Below are 17,429 nucleotides of genomic sequence, written 5' to 3' on the forward strand. Positions count from 1 at the left end.
GCCGGATAGATTTAAGCAAGCCAACCACATCGCCCGTTAATCAGTATTGCAAAAATGGGGGGGACCATAGATTTTTTACGGGCGCAGGATAGACAGGCCATAAGCACGGGAACCCAACAACAGAATTCGCCACACAAGCGATAGGAGGAATGAACCTCTTAATCAAGTGTGAGGAATGACGATGGATCCGATATCGGGAGCAGGTGCAATCTCAATGATAATGGGCCTTCTGGGGACGGGGATGGATCTGGCAAAAGACGCAATGGACATGGCCAATAAAGCAATGGACACAGCCGGCGACGGCGCGAAGATCGGCGGCGAAGAGCAACAGCCACAGGGTCCGATTAGTTTTTAAGACACTCTGCGAATAATAAAGGCGCAGCTCCTCCGCTTTTTTCCCAGTGGGGCTTGCAGCGCCCGCCCCTCTCCTCGCCCACTTCAGACAAGCCATGAGATAACCTGCCATCTCTCGCGTTTATCCAGCCAAAACGTCGATTGGGCTCTTGCTCTTAATGTCCCTTTGACTGCCCTCACCAGATTGCCAATACTCATGGCATATTGAAGGCCACCCGCATGGAACAAGGAATGACCCTTTGAAGCTGGAACTCAAAAACAGCTTGTCGGTGAAGTTGTTACGGGTTGTGCTGCTGTCGGCATTGATCGTGGGTGTGGCGCTGAGCGTCGCGCAGATCGTCTTCGATGCCTACAAGACACGCCAGGCCGTGGCCAGTGATGCCCAGCGCATCCTCGATATGTTTCGCGACCCCTCGACCCAGGCCGTCTATAGCCTGGACCGCGAGATGGGCATGCAGGTGATCGAGGGGCTGTTTCAGGACGACGCGGTGCGCATGGCCTCCATCGGCCATCCCAACGAAACCATGCTCGCGGAAAAAAGCCGCGCCATGCAGCAATCCCCCAGCCGCTGGCTGACCGACTTGATCCTCGGCCAGGAACGCACATTCACCACCGCCCTGGTCGGCAAAGGCCCCTACAGCGAATATTACGGCGACCTGAGCATCACCCTCGACACAGCCACCTATGGCCAGGGGTTTATTGTCAATTCGGTGATCATCTTCATTTCCGGTGTGCTGCGCGCCCTGGCCATGGGCCTGGTGCTGTACCTGGTGTACCACTGGCTGCTGACCAAACCGTTGTCGCGGATTATCGAGCACCTGACGTCGATCAACCCCGACCGGCCCAGCGAACACAAGATCCCTCAGCTCAAGGGCCACGAACGCAACGAACTGGGGCTGTGGATCAACACCGCCAATCAGTTGCTCGAATCCATCGAACGCAATACCCACCTGCGCCACGAAGCTGAATCCAGCCTGCTGCGCATGGCCCAATACGACTTTCTCACCGGCCTGCCGAACCGCCAGAAACTGCAGGAGCAACTGGACAAGATCCTGATCGACGCCGGCCGCCGACAACGCCGCGTGGCCGTGTTGTGCGTGGGCCTGGACGACTTTAAAAGCGTCAACGAGCAGTTCACCTACCAGGCCGGCGACAAATTATTGCTCGCCCTGGCCGACCGCCTGCGCGCCCACAGTGGCCGCCTCGGTGCGCTTGCCCGCCTCGGCGGCGACCAGTTTGCCCTGGTGCAGGCCGATATCGACCAGCCGTACGAAGCCGCTGAACTGGCGCAAAGCATCCTCGATGACCTGGAAGCGGAATTCGCCCTCGACCATGAGCTGATCCGCCTGCGCGCCACCATTGGCATCACGTTGTTCCCGGAAGACGGCGACAGCACCGAAAAGCTGCTGCAAAAAGCCGAACAAACCATGACCCTGGCCAAGAGCCGCTCGCGCAACCGGTACCAGTTCTATATCGCCAGCGTCGACAGCGAAATGCGCCGTCGCCGCGAACTGGAAAAAGACCTGCGCGACGCCCTGAGCCGCGACCAGTTCCACCTGGTGTACCAGCCGCAGATCAGCTATCGCGACCACCGTGTGGTCGGCGTCGAGGCATTGATCCGCTGGCAGCACCCGGAGCATGGCCTGGTACCGCCAGACTTGTTTATCCCGCTGGCGGAACAGAACGGCACCATCATCCCCATTGGCGAATGGGTGCTCGACCAGGCCTGCCGGCAACTGCGCGAATGGCATGACCAGGGCTTCACCGGCCTGCGCATGGCGGTCAACTTGTCCACCGTGCAGTTGCACCACGCCGAACTGCCGCGAGTGGTCAATAACCTCATGCAGATCTACCGCTTGCCGCCCCGCAGCCTGGAACTGGAAGTGACCGAGACCGGCCTGATGGAAGACATCAGCACCGCCGCCCAGCACCTGCTGAGCCTGCGCCGTTCCGGTGCGTTGATCGCCATCGATGACTTCGGGACCGGTTATTCATCCTTGAGCTACCTGAAAAGCCTGCCCCTGGACAAGATCAAGATCGACAAGAGCTTCGTTCAGGACCTGCTGGACGACGATGACGATGCAACCATCGTGCGCGCCATCATCCAGTTGGGCAAAAGCCTGGGCATGCAGGTGATCGCCGAGGGCGTGGAAACCGCGGAGCAAGAGGCCTATATCATCTCCGAAGGCTGCCATGAGGGTCAGGGCTATCACTACAGCAAACCGCTGCCAGCGCGGGAATTGGCAGCTTATTTGAAGCAGTCCGAGCGCAATAACGCAGCCATTCTTTGAGCCGATAAAACAATACTGAATATTTCCCTCGTTTAAGCCTTTACACAAAATGCAAATCTTTCGCATTATGTTGCAGTTTTGCGCGGCCCCGCGCGCCCTATTAACAACCGAAGCAGGATGTTCGCCATGATTCGTATGCCCCTGGCCACCGCCAGTCTGCTGGCCATTGCCATTTCTCTCGCCGGTTGCGGCGAAGGTAAAGACAAAGCCGCTGCGCCCCAGGCGCCGACCCCGGCTGCCAGCACTACCGCTCCAGCGGCTGCCACCCCTGCCGGCCAGGTCGACGAAGCAGCCGCCAAGGCTGTGGTCGCGCATTACGCCGACATGGTATTCGCGGTCTACAGCGACGCCGAATCCACCGCGAAAACCCTGCAGACCGCGATCGACACCTTCCTCGCCAATCCGAACGACCAGACCCTGAAAGCCGCCCGTGCCGCCTGGGTCGCTGCACGCGTACCGTACCTGCAGAGCGAAGTGTTCCGCTTCGGCAATACCATCATCGACGACTGGGAAGGCCAAGTGAACGCCTGGCCCCTGGACGAAGGCTTGATCGACTACACCGACAAATCCTACGAACACGCCCTGGGTAACCCAGGCGCCAACGCCAACATCATTGCCAATACCGAGATCCAGGTGGGCGAAGACAAGGTCGACGTGAAGGACATCACCCCGGAAAAACTCGCCAGCCTCAATGAGCTCGGCGGTTCCGAAGCCAACGTCGCCACCGGCTACCACGCCATCGAATTCCTGCTGTGGGGCCAAGACCTGAACGGCACCGGCCCAGGTGCCGGCAACCGCCCTGCATCGGACTACATGACGGGCGACGGCGCCACGGGCGGCCACAACGAGCGTCGCCGCACTTACCTGCGCGCCGTGACCCAACTGCTGGTCAGCGACCTAGAAGAAATGGTCGGCAACTGGAAACCCAACGTCGAAGACAACTACCGCGCCACCCTGGAGGCAGAACCTGCCACCGACGGCCTGCGCAAAATGCTGTTCGGCATGGGCAGCCTGTCATTGGGCGAACTGGCCGGCGAGCGCATGAAGGTTTCCCTGGAAGCCAACTCGCCGGAAGACGAGCAGGACTGCTTCAGCGACAACACCCACAACTCGCACTTCTATGACGCCAAGGGCATCCGCAACGTCTACCTGGGCGAATACACCCGAGTCGACGGCACCAAGATGACGGGCGCCAGCCTGTCGTCGCTGGTGGCCAAGGTCGATCCGGCGGCCGATAGCGCCCTGAAGGCCGACCTGGCCGCGACCGAAGCGAAGATCCAGGTCATGGTTGATCATGCCAACAAGGGTGAACATTACGACCAGTTGATCGCTGCCGGTAACGACGCGGGCAACCAGATCGTGCGTGACGCCATCGCCGCGCTGGTCAAGCAGACCGGCTCGATCGAAGCCGCTGCAGGCAAGCTGGGCATCAGCGACCTGAACCCGGATAACGCTGATCACGAGTTCTGATCCGTGCCGTGTTGAATGAGGCGACCTTCGGGTCGCCTTTTTTTGCGCTATCTCTTCTACCACAGACCCCATGTGTGAGGGGGTTGCCCCCGATGGCGGTGGGTCAGCCGGTACTTCCTTCACTGACAGGCCGCTATCGGGCAAGCCCCCTCCCACAGTTGACCTGCATCGTCTCGACGGCCCGGTTTACATGCCCTGCACCCCAGGTAGAATGGCGCCTCTCTCCTTTCACCCGAGCTCACTTCATGGCGTTGCCGACCCTACGCATCATCGGTTTCATCATCGGCATCTTCCTGATCACCCTCGCGATCGCCATGGTTGTGCCCATGGCCACCCTGGTGCTGTTCGAGCGCACCCAAGACCTGCCTTCGTTCCTGTGGGCCAGCCTGATCACCTTTGTCGCCGGCCTGGTCCTGGTAATCCCCGGGCGCCCGGAGCATGTGCACTTGCGGCCCCGAGACATGTACCTGCTGACTGTCAGCAGTTGGGTGGTGGTGTGCATCTTCGCCGCGCTGCCCTTTTTGCTGACCCAACACATCAGCTACACCGACTCCTTCTTCGAAAGCATGTCCGGTATCACCGCCACCGGTTCCACGGTCCTGAGCGGGCTGGACAGCATGTCTCCGGGCATCCTGATATGGCGCTCGCTGCTGCACTGGCTCGGCGGTATCGGCTTTATCGGCATGGCGGTGGCGATCCTGCCGCTGCTGCGCATCGGTGGCATGCGCCTGTTCCAGACCGAATCCTCGGACCGCTCGGAGAAGGTCATGCCGCGTTCGCACATGGTGGCGCGGCTGATCGTGGCGGCATACGTAGGCATCACCATCCTCGGCAGCCTGGCGTTCTGGTGGGCCGGGATGGGCTTGTTCGATGCGATCAACCATGCGATGTCGGCGATTTCCACCGGCGGTTTTTCCACCTCCGATGAGTCCCTGGCCCACTGGAAACAGCCGGCCGTGCACTGGGTGGCGGTGGTGGTGATGATCCTCGGCAGCCTGCCGTTCACCCTGTATGTCGCCACGTTGCGCGGCAACCGCCGGGCGTTGATCAAGGATCAGCAGGTGCAGGGGCTGCTCGCCTTGTTGTTGGTGACCTGGCTGGTGCTCGGCACCTGGTACTGGTGGACCACCAACCTGCATTGGCTGGATGCCCTGCGCCATGTGGCGCTGAACGTGACGTCGGTGGTTACGACGACGGGCTTTGCACTGGGGGACTACAGCCTGTGGGGCAACTTCTCACTGATGCTGTTTTTCTACCTGGGCTTTATCGGCGGCTGCTCGGGGTCCACGGCGGGCGGAATCAAGATCTTCCGTTTCCAGGTCGCCTATATCCTGCTCAAGGCCAACTTGAACCAACTGATTCACCCGCGCGCGGTGATCAAGCAGAAGTACAACGGCCACCGCCTCGACGAAGAAATCGTACGCTCGATCCTCACGTTCTCGTTCTTCTTCGCGATCACCATCTGCATGATCGCCCTGGCCTTGTCGCTGCTGGGCCTGGATTGGATGACCGCCCTGACCGGCGCCGCCAGCACCGTGTCCGGCGTAGGCCCGGGCCTGGGAGAAACCATCGGCCCGGCCGGCAACTTCGCCAGCCTGCCGGATGCGGCCAAGTGGATTTTGTCGCTGGGCATGTTACTGGGCCGGCTGGAGATCATTACAGTCTTTGTTCTGTGTATTCCTGCGTTCTGGCGTCACTGACCGTCGAGGTTTCCAACAGACGCGCCCGGTACTCGCCGGGCGTGCTATCGAACCAGCGGCGAAACGCGCGAAAGAAGTTGCTCGGGTCAGCAAACCCCAACAGGTAGGCAATTTCCAGCAGGGTCATGCTCGGCTGCGCCAGGTATTGCTCGGCCAGTTCGCGACGGGTGTCGTCGAGCAAGGTCTGGAAACTGGTGCCCTCCTCCTGCAAACGCCGTTGCAAGGTGCGCTGGGACAGGTGCAGGGTCTGGGCCACCACTTCGCGCTTGGGCTCACCCTGGGGCAACAGGCGGCACAGTACCTGCCGAGCCTTGTGGGTCACACGGCTTTCCGAGAAGCGCGCCAGGTATTCACCGGCAAACCGATCGTGCAACAGTGCCATGGCCTCGTTAGCGGTGGGCAGCGGCGCGTCCATGTCGGCGCGCTCGAAGATCAACGCGTCGTAGGGCGCGTCGAACTCCAGTGGGGCATGGAACGCTTGCCTGTAGGGCGCCAGGTTCGCGGGCTGCTCGCCTTGCAACAGCACCTTGCGCGGTTGCAGGGTGCGACCGGTCAGCCAGCCGCACAATGCCAATGCACAGGCCAGCGACGCTTCGGCGCTTTGCCGGGTCGGTGGCAGGTGATCGCCATGAACCGTGAGGATCAGCGCATAACCTTCGGGTAACAGGCGGAAACTCAGGTCGGCACTTTCGGCAATGATGCGCTGGTAACGCACCAGGCGCATAAAACCTTCGGCCAGGGTGTTACTGGACATCAGCGCATAGCCGGCCACATGGAACGACGCCGGGCGCACCACCTTGCCCATGTTCAGGCCGATCGCGGGGTTGCCCGATAACTCAACCGCGCGCTGCCAGAGCCGCGTCATGGAGTCTTGCGGAAAACGCGCATCGGGATCGTTGAGGGCGGCGTAGTCCAGGCCCAGTTGCTGGAACAAGGCATGGCAATCCAGGCCGTCCATTTCCAATGCCTTGACTATCCCCATCGCCCAGCTTGCAGAAGTTGTTCGTTCGCTCATGGCGTCTTCTTAAAAAAGCAGGCTCAACCAGCAGCCAGGAAGCCAAGGATACTAAAGTGGCATCTATTGTCACTGGCTGTTACCACTGATCACTCTAGACTCAAATAAGCTCCCCGCCGAACATCTGTTGGGCGGCATAACAATCAAAGGGCCGCCCGTCGTGCAAAACATCAAGCGATTCAACAGCTTTGCCGAGTTCTACCCCTATTACCTGGCGGAGCACGCCAACAGCACGTGCCGGCGCCTGCACTTCATCGGGACCACGCTGGTGATTGGCTTTTTGGCGTATGCGGTGGGCAAGGGCTCCCTGGGCCTGTTGCTGGCGGTGCCCATCGCCGGCTATGGCTTCGCCTGGGTGGGCCACTTCTTCTTCGAAAAGAATCGGCCGGCGACCTTCCAGCACCCGTTCTACAGCCTGCTGGGGGATTTCGTGATGTACCGCGACATGATCCTCGGCAAGGTGCCGTTCTAGCCGTGCGGCCTCTTGTCACTTGCGTAAAAAAATCAAGGCTCGCACATCCGTCGATATAAAAGTCTTTTTGTCATTTACAGTGCTGTATCCTGCCAAGGCTTTTTGAGAGCGCGGAATCACCTGCGATTGAAAACCACAGACCTTGCGAGGAGCGACGACGATGCACGAGATACCTAATCTCCCCTTCCCAAGCCTGCACGAAACTGAGCAGCCAACCCCGCAGCAGGCCAGCGCGAAGCAGCCTGAGGCCAAAGAAGCAAAACCAGTCGACAGCAAAAGCCAGGACTGACGCCGTACCAGACCGTGTGGAAAGCGCACCTTTGAGCGCTTTCCACACTGCCTGAATTGCCCGAGATCCCCACCATGACCGATACCCCTCCCGACAGCCGCGATACCGCCGTGCTTGATACGGCCTTGCAGATGGTCGACGTCTGGAACCGCCTCAGCGCAGACAAACAAGCCGTTTTGCTCAAGCGCTTCGGTACCCAGGAAAATGCGCTGGCCGCCCTGGTCACCACCCAATTGCTGGCCCCCGCTCGATCCTGAGGTCTTTTTGATCTGAGGTTTTTGCGTTTTACCGCCCTGCGCGGACCAAAGCCCCGGTATCATTAGCAGCCTATCTTTACCTGCTGCGACAGTGGACCTCTCCCATGCCAGATACCCAGCGCCCCATGGCGGTCACGCTGCAAGTTGTTTCCATCGTGTTGTTCACCTTCATCGGCTACCTGAACATCGGCATCCCCCTTGCCGTATTGCCCGGCTATGTCCACAGCGAACTGGGCTATGGCGCGGTGATCGCCGGGCTGGTGATCAGCGTGCAATACCTGGCCACCTTACTGAGCCGCCCCTACGCCGGGCGCATCATCGACAACCTGGGCAGCAAGCGTGCGGTATTGATCGGGCTGGTGGGCTGCGGCCTGAGCGGCGTGTTCATGTTGCTCGCAGCCTGGTTTTCCAGCCTGCCGGCCTTGAGCCTGGGCAGCCTGCTGATCGGCCGCCTGGTCTTGGGCAGTGCTGAAAGCCTGGTCGGTTCGGGCGCCATCGGCTGGGGCATTGGCCGTGTGGGCGCGACAAATACCGCCAAGGTGATCTCATGGAACGGCATCGCCAGCTACGGCGCGCTGGCGGTCGGCGCACCGTTGGGGGTGCTGCTGGTCAGTCATCTCGGGTTGTGGAGCATGGGGGTCAGCATCATTCTGCTGGCGGTCATCGGCGTCGCCCTGGCCTGGCCCAAGGAAGCGGCGCCGATTGTGGCCGGGGTGCGCCTGCCGTTCATGAACGTGCTGGGTCGGGTCCTGCCCCACGGTTGCGCGCTGGCCCTGGGCTCCATCGGCTTTGGCACCATCGCCACCTTTATCACCCTGTACTACACCACCCAGCACTGGGATAACGCGGTGTGGGCCTTGAGCCTGTTCGGTGCCAGCTTTATCGGCGCCCGCCTGTTGTTCGGCAATTTGATCAACCGGATTGGCGGCTTTCGCGTGGCGATCGCCTGCCTGTCAGTGGAGATCCTTGGCCTGTTGTTGCTGTGGCTGGCGCCGGATGCCCACCTGGCCCTGGCTGGGGCGGCGTTGAGCGGCTTCGGCTTTTCCCTGGTGTTCCCGGCGCTCGGGGTGGAGGCGGTCAACCTGGTGCCCGCGTCCAGCCGGGGTTCGGCGGTAGGGGCTTACTCGTTGTTTATCGACTTGTCGCTGGGGATTACCGGCCCGCTGGCCGGGGCCGTGGCGGCAGGCTTCGGCTTCGCCTCGATCTTCCTGTTCGCCGCCCTTGCCGCCCTGGGAGGGTTGCTGCTGAGTGTCTACCTGTACCGGCAAGCGCCCAAGGCCCGTGAGTCGCGCGGTGCCTAGAAATCGACCTTGCCGCGCCCGGCCTTGATGCTGCCGCGCTTGGTCTTGGATTCCAGGCGGCGCTTCTTCGAACCCAGCGTGGGCTTGGTGGGGCGGCGCTTCTTCTCGACCTTGGTGGCGCTGAGGATCAACTCCACCAGGCGCTCCAGCGCATCGGCGCGGTTCTGCTCCTGGGTCCGATATTGCTGGGCCTTGAGCACCAGCACCCCTTCGCTGGTGATCCGACTGTCACGCAGCGCCAGCAACCGCTCCTTGTAGAAATCCGGCAACGACGATGCTGGAATATCAAACCGCAGGTGCACCGCGCTCGACACCTTATTGACGTTCTGACCACCGGCGCCCTGGGCGCGGATGGCAGTCAGCTCGATCTCGGCATCGGGTAGCTGCACATTATTGGATATCACCAGCATCGATCAAAAACCTTAGGCAACGGACACGCCCAACTCGGACAACAACATCAACAACAAGGACGCATGAACATGAAAATACTATTGATCACTTTGCTCGGCACCTTATCACTCATTCAAACGCCACTGTCCCTTGCAGACAATACCAATGGCAAAAACCTCTATTCACAGCGATGCGCCATGTGCCACGGGCCAGACCTCAAGGCAACGGGGCCGTTGGCCAAGAAAAGCAACCCGCCCACACCTGACCTTACAACCCCGGCCTTCAAAAAACGGCTGGCGGCTTATCCGGGCGTTATTGTGTCTTCGGTCATACTCCGCCCGAATGGAGACCTGATCCCAAAAACGCTGCGCGAGAATGGGGTGAAGGTCGCGCCGCATGCCTGGAACGTCAAGGACTTGCGCGACTTGAACGAATACATGAGCGGTGTGATTTCAAAAAGTTGACGACTTCAACATTCAAAAACCCCGCGCCCTGAGTTCCCGACAGCGGAATACAGGGTGCGGGGTTTTCTTTAGACGTGCGCCTGTTTACTTCAGTGTCGCACTCGCTGCGCTCAACGCGGCTTCAGCACTGCGCTTGTTCTTGATCCCGTAACACACCGCCATGAACGCGACCCACACCGGGATCGCGTACACCGACACCTGGATCCCCGGAATCATCAGCATGATCACCAGGATAAACACCACGAACGCCAGGCAGACGTAGTTGCCATACGGGTACCACAACGCCTTGAACAGCGGCACCTGGCCGGTGCGGTTCATGTGCTGGCGGAACTTGAAGTGCGAGAAGCTGATCATCGCCCAGTTGATCACCAGCGTGGCCACCACCAGGGACATCAGCAGCTCCAACGCGTGTTGCGGGATCAAGTAGTTCATCAACACTGCCACCAGCGTGACCGCCGCCGAAGCGAGGATCGAACGCACTGGCACGCCGCGCTTGTCGATCTTTGCTAACACCTTGGGCGCATCGCCCTGCTCGGCCATGCCCAGCAGCATGCGGCTGTTGCAGTAGGTGCCGCTGTTGTACACCGACAGCGCCGCCGTCAGCACCACGAAATTGAGGATATGCGCGGCGGTGTTGCTGCCCAGCATCGAGAACACCTGCACGAACGGGCTGCCGCTGTAGGCATCGCCGGACGCGTTGAGGGTCGCCAGCAGGCTGTCCCACGGCGTCAGCGACAACAGCACCACCAGGGCGCCGATGTAGAAGATCAGGATGCGGTAGATCACCTGGTTGATTGCCTTGGGGATCACGGTGCGTGGCTGGTCGGCTTCGGCAGCGGTGAAACCGAGCATTTCCAGGCCGCCGAAGGAGAACATGATAATCGCCATGGCCATCACCAACCCGCCGACGCCATGGGGGAAGAAGCCGCCATGTTCCCACAGGTTGCTCACCGAGGCTTGTGGGCCGCCGCTGCCGCTGACCAGCAAGTAACTGCCCAGGGCGATCATGCCGACGATGGCCACCACCTTGATGATGGCAAACCAGAACTCGGCCTCACCGAAGACTTTGACGTTGGCCAGGTTGATCAAATTGATCAGCACGAAAAACGCTGCCGCCGACACCCAGGTCGGGATCTCCGGCCACCAGTAATGCACGTACTTGCCGACAGCCGTCAGCTCCGACATGCCCACCAGAATGTACAGGATCCAACAGTTCCAGCCCGACAGGAAGCCGGCGAAACCGCCCCAGTACTTGTGGGCAAAGTGGCTGAAAGAACCGGCGACCGGCTCTTCGACAATCATTTCGCCGAGCTGGCGCATGATCATGAACGCGATAAAGCCGCAGATGGCATAGCCGAGGATCATCGACGGGCCGGCGGATTTGAGCACCCCGGCCGAGCCCAGGAACAGGCCGGTACCGATGGCACCACCGAGGGCGATCAACTGGATATGCCGATTTTTCAGGCCGCGTTTCAGCTCGCCTGAAGAAGAATGGGGTCCACTCATGAAAAGGGTCTCACGCAAGGTTTGATGATGTTGAATGCACGTTGCTGGCTTGAATTACCGACTCAAGCAGCACCGCTCAAACCCCAGCGCAGGCACCAGGAGTACAGCGTCGTTCTAACGGTCATGCGTCACCTGTTTGTTTTTATCTGTGACGAAATCGAACCCGACTGGCTCGTGGCCAGGCGGAATGATCAGGGCGAGTCACCCTGAGGTCTTGGCCATTTGCGTGGTTACGCAAGGGGGTCACAGTAAAACGCGGCGCATTGTACACCGCTCGACAGCTTCGGGAGGCCGTCGCAGAGCGTGCGCGACAATCTGTCAGGTATTCCTTACAGCTTGGCGAGGCTGAGAAATGCCCGGCCAATATCGTAAATTTATTGTTACACCGCGGAAACCCAGCGTTACAGGCACGCTTATCCGTCATTCAGCAGAAAATTGTCGCCAGGAAATTGCTGACCTGTCGTGTCAGCTAGCCAACTGTTTTTTCTGAATAAATCGACGCCCTGAAAAAACAGAACAAAAAATGCAAATGAAACCGTGTCAATAAATTTTTTGCATTACCAAACACTCTCACCTAGGTTCTTTCACTTGCCCAGCGAAGCCGCTGGCAAGCCGTTCTCAAACAACGTCCTCTAGGAGATACACCATGCAAGCACTGGAAAAAGACCTGGAAACCGAACTGCAACTTGACGATTGGTTTGAAGCACCGACCCACGAGGCAGCCGTTGAAATGATGCAAGCCGACGCCGTTGTGCCCTTTGGCACCGCGATGTGGCCTTTCTAACACGCGGCAGGCATCCGGCAGGTGCTGTGCACGGCACCTGCCCCCTTACCCAAGGCACAGAAGGACATACGTCATGGACAAGGCCCGCGCCGTCGAACACTTTCTCTACTACCTCGCGCATCACCCGGCCCTTATCGGCCTGAGCCGCCCGACCGTGTTACTGGGCCATACCGAACGCTACGACGCCATTGCCCAGGCCATCACCCACGGCAGTGCCGCCCGTTTTAACTTCCAGGTACAACGCCTGGACCTGGCGCCCAGCCACCACCTGGCCCAGGCCATCGAAGCCTGCGACCTGTACCTGTTTCTGTACGACTCCTCGACCTTGCCCAACCCACGCGCCGAAGGCCCGGACTTTATTCGCGCCTTGCATGAGGTCATGGCTGAACACTGGAAGAAATCCCTGCTGTTCAAGGATTACGGCGACTATTTCTACGACACCTTCAGCGTCGAACCGCAGCGTATCGCCGACCTCAATGCCACGCTGATCCGGCGCATGTCCCAGGCCACGGTGCTGAGCTTTACCGACGAACACGGCTCGCGCCTGGAAGCGCCGCTGAGCAGCATCAAGAAGTGGACCAATATCAACGGTATCGGCAACCACGACCTGGCCCCCGGCGAGATCGCTACCCACAGCGAGGCGATCAATGGCCAAGTGCGGTTCATGGGGACCTTCCTCAGCACCATCCCCTTTGCGCGCAAATACGGTGTACTGCAATCACCCTTGGAGTTGTGGATCGAGAACTCGACCATCTGCAGCGTGGCCAGTGACGTGCCGGGGCTCGCGGAGGATTTCAACAAATACCTGAATGCCAACCCTTCCAACCGCCGGGTGGAAGAGCTGGGGATCGGCACCAATGAGGGGGTCAAGGATCTGTACGCCCGCAATGCCGGGTTCGAGGAGCGTCATTGCGGCTTGCACCTGGGCTTGGGCGGCGGGCAGAAAGGCAGCCATCACCTGGATCTGATCTTTGCCAGTGGGGTCTTGGCCCTGGATGACAAACCGGTGTTTGACGGCACGTTCGCGTTCTGAGCACCGACCTTGAAAAGGATGAAGATCCAAATGTGGGAGGGGGCAAGCCCCCTCCCACATTTTTTGCCTGTATTCCAAGGCAAAAAAAACGCCAACCCTAGGGTTGGCGTTGGTGTGCAGCGCTTACATCACTGCGGCTTCTTGCGACCAAAGCCTGGACGCTGACCGGAACCCGCAGGAGCGCCACGGCGCTTGCCCGACGGCTCGTCTGCGACCAGTTTCAGGCCAGGGCGCTTTTTCGGCGCTGGCTTGGCTGGGCGTTTGGTGTTGGCGCTGTCGGCCGGACGATCCGATGGCGCACCGCGACCGGCCTCACCGCGATTACTGCGACCACCAGCAGGTGCTTCACCACGGCCTGCCGGGCGCGGTGCGCGTGGTGCACGCTCGCCTTCCTGGCGCGACGGAGCCGTTGGGCGGCGCTCGCCTTCGATCTGCGGCTCACGAGAAATACGCCCGCCGGTTGCCGGTGCGTTCAGTGCCGGGCGCAGGGTGCGCGCAACGCGCTCGGTACGGGCCACAGGGCGCGACGATTTACGCTGCATACGCTCGAGCTTGTCTTTGCTCTTGGCGTTCATCTGCGGCATGGCGACCGGCGTCAGGCCAACTTCGGCGCTGAGGATGTCGACTTCGTACTGGCTCATTTCGCGCCAGCGGCCCATTGGCAGGTCGGAGTTGAGGAACACCGGGCCAAAACGCACGCGCTTCAGGCGGCTGACCACCAGGCCCTGGGATTCCCACAGGCGACGAACTTCACGGTTACGACCTTCCATCACCACGCAGTGGTACCAGTGGTTAAAGCCTTCGCCGCCTGGAGCCTGCTTGATGTCGGTGAACTTGGCCGGGCCGTCTTCCAGTACCACACCAGCCTTGAGGCGCTCGATCATCTCGTCGTCGACTTCACCGCGTACACGCACCGCGTATTCACGGTCCATCTCGTAAGACGGGTGCATCAGGCGGTTGGCCAGTTCACCGTCGGTGGTAAACATCAGCAAGCCGGTGGTGTTGATGTCGAGACGGCCGATATTGATCCAGCGGCCTTCTTTGGGCTTTGGCATTTTGTCGAACACGGTCGGACGGCCTTCCGGGTCGTCACGGGTGCAGATTTCGCCATCGGGCTTGTTGTACATGATGACGCGGCGTACCGATTCGGCAGCCTCTTCACGCTTGATGACCTTGCCATCAATGGTGATTGCATCGTGCAGGTCGACGCGCTGGCCAAGGGTGGCCTCTACGCCGTTGACCTTGATGCGCTTCTGGGTGATCCAGGCTTCGACGTCGCGGCGCGAGCCCACGCCGATACGTGCCAGCACCTTTTGCAGTTTTTCGCCTGCTGGGCCGATTTCCTGGCTGTCGTTCTGGTCTTTGTCGTTCATCTTAAGCACCTCCCGGTGGGTCGATTCAGGCGTGGCCTGAAGAGTGTTGAAAGCGGGGCTTTGGCCGAATACGTCGGCAAAGGGGCGCGAATCATACGCGCATGCTGCGCGTTGCGCATCAGAGACTAGTCGATAAGCGCCTGGTCAGTGGTCTTTCCGCCGACCGGTGGTGCACATCCTGTAGGAGCGAGCTTGCTCGCGAAAAACGCAAGAACACCGCCCCCCCCCCAGATTCCCCGCGTTTTCGTTGACGATCTTCGCGAGCAAGCTCGCTCCTACAGGGGGATCGCGTCAGTCTTCTAGCTGGCGTCGCTCGTTCTCGATGGCTTCGGCCAGCGCGCGGGCTTCGTCTTCTTCATCGCTCAACGGCGGTTGTTCGAGGGCGGCGACGGCGGCCAGGAGTTTTTCCCGGGCTTCGGCGACGCCGAGGATGTCTTCCTCGGCCTCGGCCTCTGCTTCAGGTTCAGGTTCAGGTTCAGGTTCAGGTTCAATTTCGACTTCGACCACCGGCTCGGTTTCGACGTTTACCTGGGCGTCCGGTTCGGATGCGCCGTCACGCAACAAGTCGTCGAAGTCGGTCTTGATGCCCTGCTCCATGTCGTCCAGTTCCAGCAACAGGGTGTGGAAGCTGGTTTCGTCCTTTGGCTCCTCCGGCTCGGCGGTGGCATCGGCCAGTTCCTGCAGGCTGGCCGGAACCGGCACGTCGTCGAAGTCGAGCACCGGCTCGGCTTCCATCTCGCGCAGTTCGGCGAGCGGCGGCAAGTCGTCAAGGTTTTTCAGGTTGAAGTGGTCGAGGAATGCCTTGGTAGTGGCGAACATCGCCGGCTTGCCGGGCACATCGCGGTAGCCAACGATGCGAATCCACTCGCGCTCCAGCAGCGTCTTGACGATATGGCTGTTGACCGCCACGCCGCGCACGTCTTCGATTTCGCCCCGGGTAATCGGCTGGCGATAGGCAATCAGCGCCATGGTCTCGAGCATCGCGCGGGAATATCGCTGCGGGCGTTCTTCCCACAAGCGGCCGACCCACGGGGAAAACTGCTCACGGATCTGCAGGCGGTAACCCGACGCCACTTCGCGCAGTTCAAAGGCGCGGCCATCGCAGGACTTGCGCAAAATCTCCAGCGCCTTTTTAAAGACCGGGGGCTCAGGGCGTTCGGCTTCTTCAAAGAGTTCGAACAGGCGCTCCAGGGATTGCGGCTTACCCGAGGCCAGGAGAAAGGCCTCCAGCAACGGGGCCAGTTCGCGGGGTTCAGTCAGATTCATCGATTCAGCTCTTTATTCGGCTCGCGCCCGCACGTGGATAGCCGCAAAAGGCTCATTCTGGACCAACTCGACCAAGGACTCCTTGACCAGTTCGAGGATCGCCATAAAGGTCACCACCACCCCCAGGCGCCCTTCTTCGGCTGTGAACAGCTCGACAAACGGCACGAAGCCACCGCCCTTGAGGCGTTCGAGCACGTCGCTCATGCGCTCGCGGGTCGACAGGGCCTCGCGGCTGACCTGGTGGTGTTCAAACATATCGCCACGGCGCAGCACCTCGGCCATGGACATCAGTAACTCTTCCAGGCTCACGTCCGGCAGCAATTTGCGCGCTCGGGCCTCCGGGGCGTCGAGCTTGGGCACCAGCACATCGCGGCCCACGCGGCTGAGGCCGTCGATGCCTTCGGCGGCGGCCTTGAAGCGTTCGTACTCCTGCAAGCGGCGGATCAGTTCGGCACGCGGGTCGTCTTCTTCAGCCTCGACGGTTTCCGAACGCGGCAGCAGCATGCGCGACTTGATCTCGGCGAGCATGGCAGCCATCACCAGGTACTCGGCGGCCAACTCCAGGCGCACCGACTGCATCAGCTCGACATAGCCCATGTACTGGCGGGTGATTTCCGCCACCGGAATGTCGAGGATGTTGATGTTCTGCTTGCGGATCAGGTACAGCAGCAAGTCCAGCGGGCCTTCGAAGGCGTCAAGGAAGACTTCCAGGGCGTCCGGCGGGATGTACAGGTCCAGCGGCATTTCCATGACCGCCTGGCCGTACACCATGGCGAACGGCAGTTCCTGTTGGGCACCGGCCTGGCTGTCGACGGTTTCCACGGCCGACATTCAGGCCTCGACCATAAACGGAGTCGGGTCACCGCAGCCGACACGCACCACTTCCGGCTCGCCGTCGGCCAGGTTGATCACGGTGGAGGCTTTGTTGCCGCCATAACCACCGTCAATGATCAGGTCGACGTGTTTTTCCAACAGGCGGCGCATTTCGTAGGGGTCGTATAGCGGCTCGGCTTCGCCGGGCAGGATCAACGACACGCTCATCAACGGCTCACCCAGCTCGGCCAGCAGGGCCAGGGCAATGGGATGTTCCGGCACGCGCAGGCCGATGGTGCGCTTCTTGGGGTGCAGCAGCAGGCGCGGCACTTCGCGGGTGGCGTTGAGGATAAAGGTGTAGGGCCCCGGCGTGTGGGCCTTGAGCAGGCGGAAGGTGCCGGTGTCGACCTTGGCGAACAGGCCCAATTGGGACAGGTCGCTGCAAATCAGTGCGAAGTTGTGGTTCTTGTCCAGGCCCCGCAGGCGCCGGACACGCTCGACCGCGTTCTTGTCGCCAATCTGGCAACCAATGGCGTAGGACGAATCCGTTGGATAGATCACCACGCCGCCGGCGCGGATGATCTCCACAGCCTGCTTGATCAGGCGCGCCTGGGGATTTTCCGGATGAATCTGGAAGAATTGACTCACGTG

Annotated in this window: 17 protein-coding genes; 10 read left to right on the forward strand and 7 right to left on the reverse strand. The window is 60.6% G+C overall.

Translation table 11 applies throughout. The features are described 5' to 3' along the window. Window positions 1-181 precede the first annotated feature (181 nt). The 4 genes from AC1Q6I_RS15035 to AC1Q6I_RS15050 all read left to right on the forward strand — a co-directional run bounded on the left by AC1Q6I_RS15035 (window position 182) and on the right by AC1Q6I_RS15050 (window position 5,815). Complete coding sequence (locus tag AC1Q6I_RS15035) at window positions 182-355, forward strand: hypothetical protein (RefSeq protein ID WP_158244156.1); 174 nt, start codon at window positions 182-184, stop codon at window positions 353-355. A gap of 238 nt (window positions 356-593) precedes the next feature. Next, window positions 594-2,645, forward strand: coding sequence for a putative bifunctional diguanylate cyclase/phosphodiesterase (locus tag AC1Q6I_RS15040; RefSeq protein WP_024077100.1), 2,052 nt, complete (start codon window positions 594-596; stop codon window positions 2,643-2,645). 126 nt (window positions 2,646-2,771) lie between these two features. After that, on the forward strand, window positions 2,772-4,115 hold the full coding sequence (locus AC1Q6I_RS15045) for an imelysin family protein (protein ID WP_024077101.1): 1,344 nt from the start codon (window positions 2,772-2,774) through the stop codon (window positions 4,113-4,115). Window positions 4,116-4,360: 245 nt separating this feature from the next. Next, window positions 4,361-5,815: a TrkH family potassium uptake protein gene (locus AC1Q6I_RS15050; protein ID WP_024077102.1), complete on the forward strand. Its 1,455-nt coding sequence runs from the start codon at window positions 4,361-4,363 to the stop codon at window positions 5,813-5,815. On the opposite strand, the gene AC1Q6I_RS15055 is transcribed toward AC1Q6I_RS15050, so the two are convergent. Then, window positions 5,772-6,830 (reverse strand): AraC family transcriptional regulator, encoded by a 1,059-nt coding sequence (locus tag AC1Q6I_RS15055; RefSeq protein WP_024077103.1) that lies wholly within the window; start codon window positions 6,828-6,830, stop codon window positions 5,772-5,774. The two genes, AC1Q6I_RS15050 and AC1Q6I_RS15055, sit on opposite strands and share 44 nt — an antisense overlap. A gap of 160 nt (window positions 6,831-6,990) precedes the next feature. On the opposite strand from AC1Q6I_RS15055, the gene AC1Q6I_RS15060 reads away from it, so the two are divergent. The 3 genes from AC1Q6I_RS15060 to AC1Q6I_RS15070 all read left to right on the forward strand — a co-directional run bounded on the left by AC1Q6I_RS15060 (window position 6,991) and on the right by AC1Q6I_RS15070 (window position 9,149). Then, window positions 6,991-7,302, forward strand: coding sequence for an Mpo1-like protein (locus AC1Q6I_RS15060; RefSeq protein WP_024077104.1), 312 nt, complete (start codon window positions 6,991-6,993; stop codon window positions 7,300-7,302). A 363-nt stretch (window positions 7,303-7,665) separates the two neighbouring features. Further along, window positions 7,666-7,848, forward strand: a complete 183-nt coding sequence (locus AC1Q6I_RS15065) for a hypothetical protein (RefSeq protein ID WP_069076940.1) — start codon at window positions 7,666-7,668, stop codon at window positions 7,846-7,848. Window positions 7,849-7,952: 104 nt separating this feature from the next. Beyond that, complete coding sequence (locus AC1Q6I_RS15070; RefSeq protein ID WP_024077107.1) at window positions 7,953-9,149, forward strand: MFS transporter; 1,197 nt, start codon at window positions 7,953-7,955, stop codon at window positions 9,147-9,149. Here AC1Q6I_RS15070 and arfB read toward each other — a convergent pair. Then, window positions 9,146-9,559 (reverse strand): alternative ribosome rescue aminoacyl-tRNA hydrolase ArfB, encoded by a 414-nt coding sequence (arfB, locus tag AC1Q6I_RS15075; protein WP_024077108.1) that lies wholly within the window; start codon window positions 9,557-9,559, stop codon window positions 9,146-9,148. The genes AC1Q6I_RS15070 and arfB overlap by 4 nt on opposite strands. A gap of 69 nt (window positions 9,560-9,628) precedes the next feature. On the opposite strand from arfB, the gene AC1Q6I_RS15080 reads away from it, so the two are divergent. After that, the gene (locus AC1Q6I_RS15080; protein WP_102623784.1) at window positions 9,629-10,003 is read left to right on the forward strand and encodes a c-type cytochrome; all 375 of its coding nucleotides are present in this window, start codon (window positions 9,629-9,631) and stop codon (window positions 10,001-10,003) included. A gap of 84 nt (window positions 10,004-10,087) precedes the next feature. On the opposite strand, the gene AC1Q6I_RS15085 is transcribed toward AC1Q6I_RS15080, so the two are convergent. After that, window positions 10,088-11,509, reverse strand: a complete 1,422-nt coding sequence (locus tag AC1Q6I_RS15085) for an amino acid permease (RefSeq protein ID WP_102623785.1) — start codon at window positions 11,507-11,509, stop codon at window positions 10,088-10,090. Window positions 11,510-12,155: 646 nt separating this feature from the next. Between AC1Q6I_RS15085 and AC1Q6I_RS15090 the strand changes: the two genes are divergently transcribed. Both AC1Q6I_RS15090 and AC1Q6I_RS15095 read left to right on the forward strand, forming a co-directional pair. Beyond that, the gene (locus AC1Q6I_RS15090; protein WP_003237751.1) at window positions 12,156-12,293 is read left to right on the forward strand and encodes a hypothetical protein; all 138 of its coding nucleotides are present in this window, start codon (window positions 12,156-12,158) and stop codon (window positions 12,291-12,293) included. A 73-nt stretch (window positions 12,294-12,366) separates the two neighbouring features. Beyond that, a complete protein-coding gene (locus AC1Q6I_RS15095) occupies window positions 12,367-13,326 on the forward strand; it encodes a CgnE/CgnB domain-containing protein (RefSeq protein WP_069076938.1) in 960 nt (319 codons plus the stop codon). A 128-nt stretch (window positions 13,327-13,454) separates the two neighbouring features. Here the strand turns inward: AC1Q6I_RS15095 and rluB are convergent, their stop codons facing one another. From rluB to AC1Q6I_RS15115, 4 genes are all read right to left on the reverse strand, one after another. Beyond that, window positions 13,455-14,699, reverse strand: coding sequence for a 23S rRNA pseudouridine(2605) synthase RluB (gene rluB, locus AC1Q6I_RS15100; protein WP_024077112.1), 1,245 nt, complete (start codon window positions 14,697-14,699; stop codon window positions 13,455-13,457). A gap of 291 nt (window positions 14,700-14,990) precedes the next feature. Then, window positions 14,991-15,965, reverse strand: a complete 975-nt coding sequence (scpB, locus tag AC1Q6I_RS15105) for an SMC-Scp complex subunit ScpB (protein ID WP_102623786.1) — start codon at window positions 15,963-15,965, stop codon at window positions 14,991-14,993. A gap of 12 nt (window positions 15,966-15,977) precedes the next feature. Continuing rightward, on the reverse strand, window positions 15,978-16,796 hold the full coding sequence (locus tag AC1Q6I_RS15110; protein WP_024077114.1) for a segregation and condensation protein A: 819 nt from the start codon (window positions 16,794-16,796) through the stop codon (window positions 15,978-15,980). Then, a complete protein-coding gene (locus tag AC1Q6I_RS15115) occupies window positions 16,797-17,426 on the reverse strand; it encodes an L-threonylcarbamoyladenylate synthase (protein WP_024077115.1) in 630 nt (209 codons plus the stop codon). Between the last annotated feature and the right edge of the window lie 3 nt (window positions 17,427-17,429).

Source organism: Pseudomonas sp. MPR-R2A5, assembly GCF_058793055.1.

Coding starts and splice junctions, on each gene's coding strand:
- AC1Q6I_RS15055 (WP_024077103.1), bottom strand. CDS start 6,830: ATGAGCGAACGAACAACTTCTGCAAGCTGGGCGATGGGGATAGTCAAG.
- AC1Q6I_RS15080 (WP_102623784.1), top strand. CDS start 9,629: ATGAAAATACTATTGATCACTTTGCTCGGCACCTTATCACTCATTCAA.
- rluB (WP_024077112.1), bottom strand. CDS start 14,699: ATGAACGACAAAGACCAGAACGACAGCCAGGAAATCGGCCCAGCAGGC.
- AC1Q6I_RS15085 (WP_102623785.1), bottom strand. CDS start 11,509: ATGAGTGGACCCCATTCTTCTTCAGGCGAGCTGAAACGCGGCCTGAAA.
- arfB (WP_024077108.1), bottom strand. CDS start 9,559: ATGCTGGTGATATCCAATAATGTGCAGCTACCCGATGCCGAGATCGAG.
- AC1Q6I_RS15050 (WP_024077102.1), top strand. CDS start 4,361: ATGGCGTTGCCGACCCTACGCATCATCGGTTTCATCATCGGCATCTTC.
- AC1Q6I_RS15070 (WP_024077107.1), top strand. CDS start 7,953: ATGCCAGATACCCAGCGCCCCATGGCGGTCACGCTGCAAGTTGTTTCC.
- AC1Q6I_RS15065 (WP_069076940.1), top strand. CDS start 7,666: ATGACCGATACCCCTCCCGACAGCCGCGATACCGCCGTGCTTGATACG.
- AC1Q6I_RS15090 (WP_003237751.1), top strand. CDS start 12,156: ATGCAAGCACTGGAAAAAGACCTGGAAACCGAACTGCAACTTGACGAT.
- AC1Q6I_RS15110 (WP_024077114.1), bottom strand. CDS start 16,796: ATGTCGGCCGTGGAAACCGTCGACAGCCAGGCCGGTGCCCAACAGGAA.
- scpB (WP_102623786.1), bottom strand. CDS start 15,965: ATGAATCTGACTGAACCCCGCGAACTGGCCCCGTTGCTGGAGGCCTTT.
- AC1Q6I_RS15035 (WP_158244156.1), top strand. CDS start 182: ATGGATCCGATATCGGGAGCAGGTGCAATCTCAATGATAATGGGCCTT.
- AC1Q6I_RS15095 (WP_069076938.1), top strand. CDS start 12,367: ATGGACAAGGCCCGCGCCGTCGAACACTTTCTCTACTACCTCGCGCAT.
- AC1Q6I_RS15045 (WP_024077101.1), top strand. CDS start 2,772: ATGATTCGTATGCCCCTGGCCACCGCCAGTCTGCTGGCCATTGCCATT.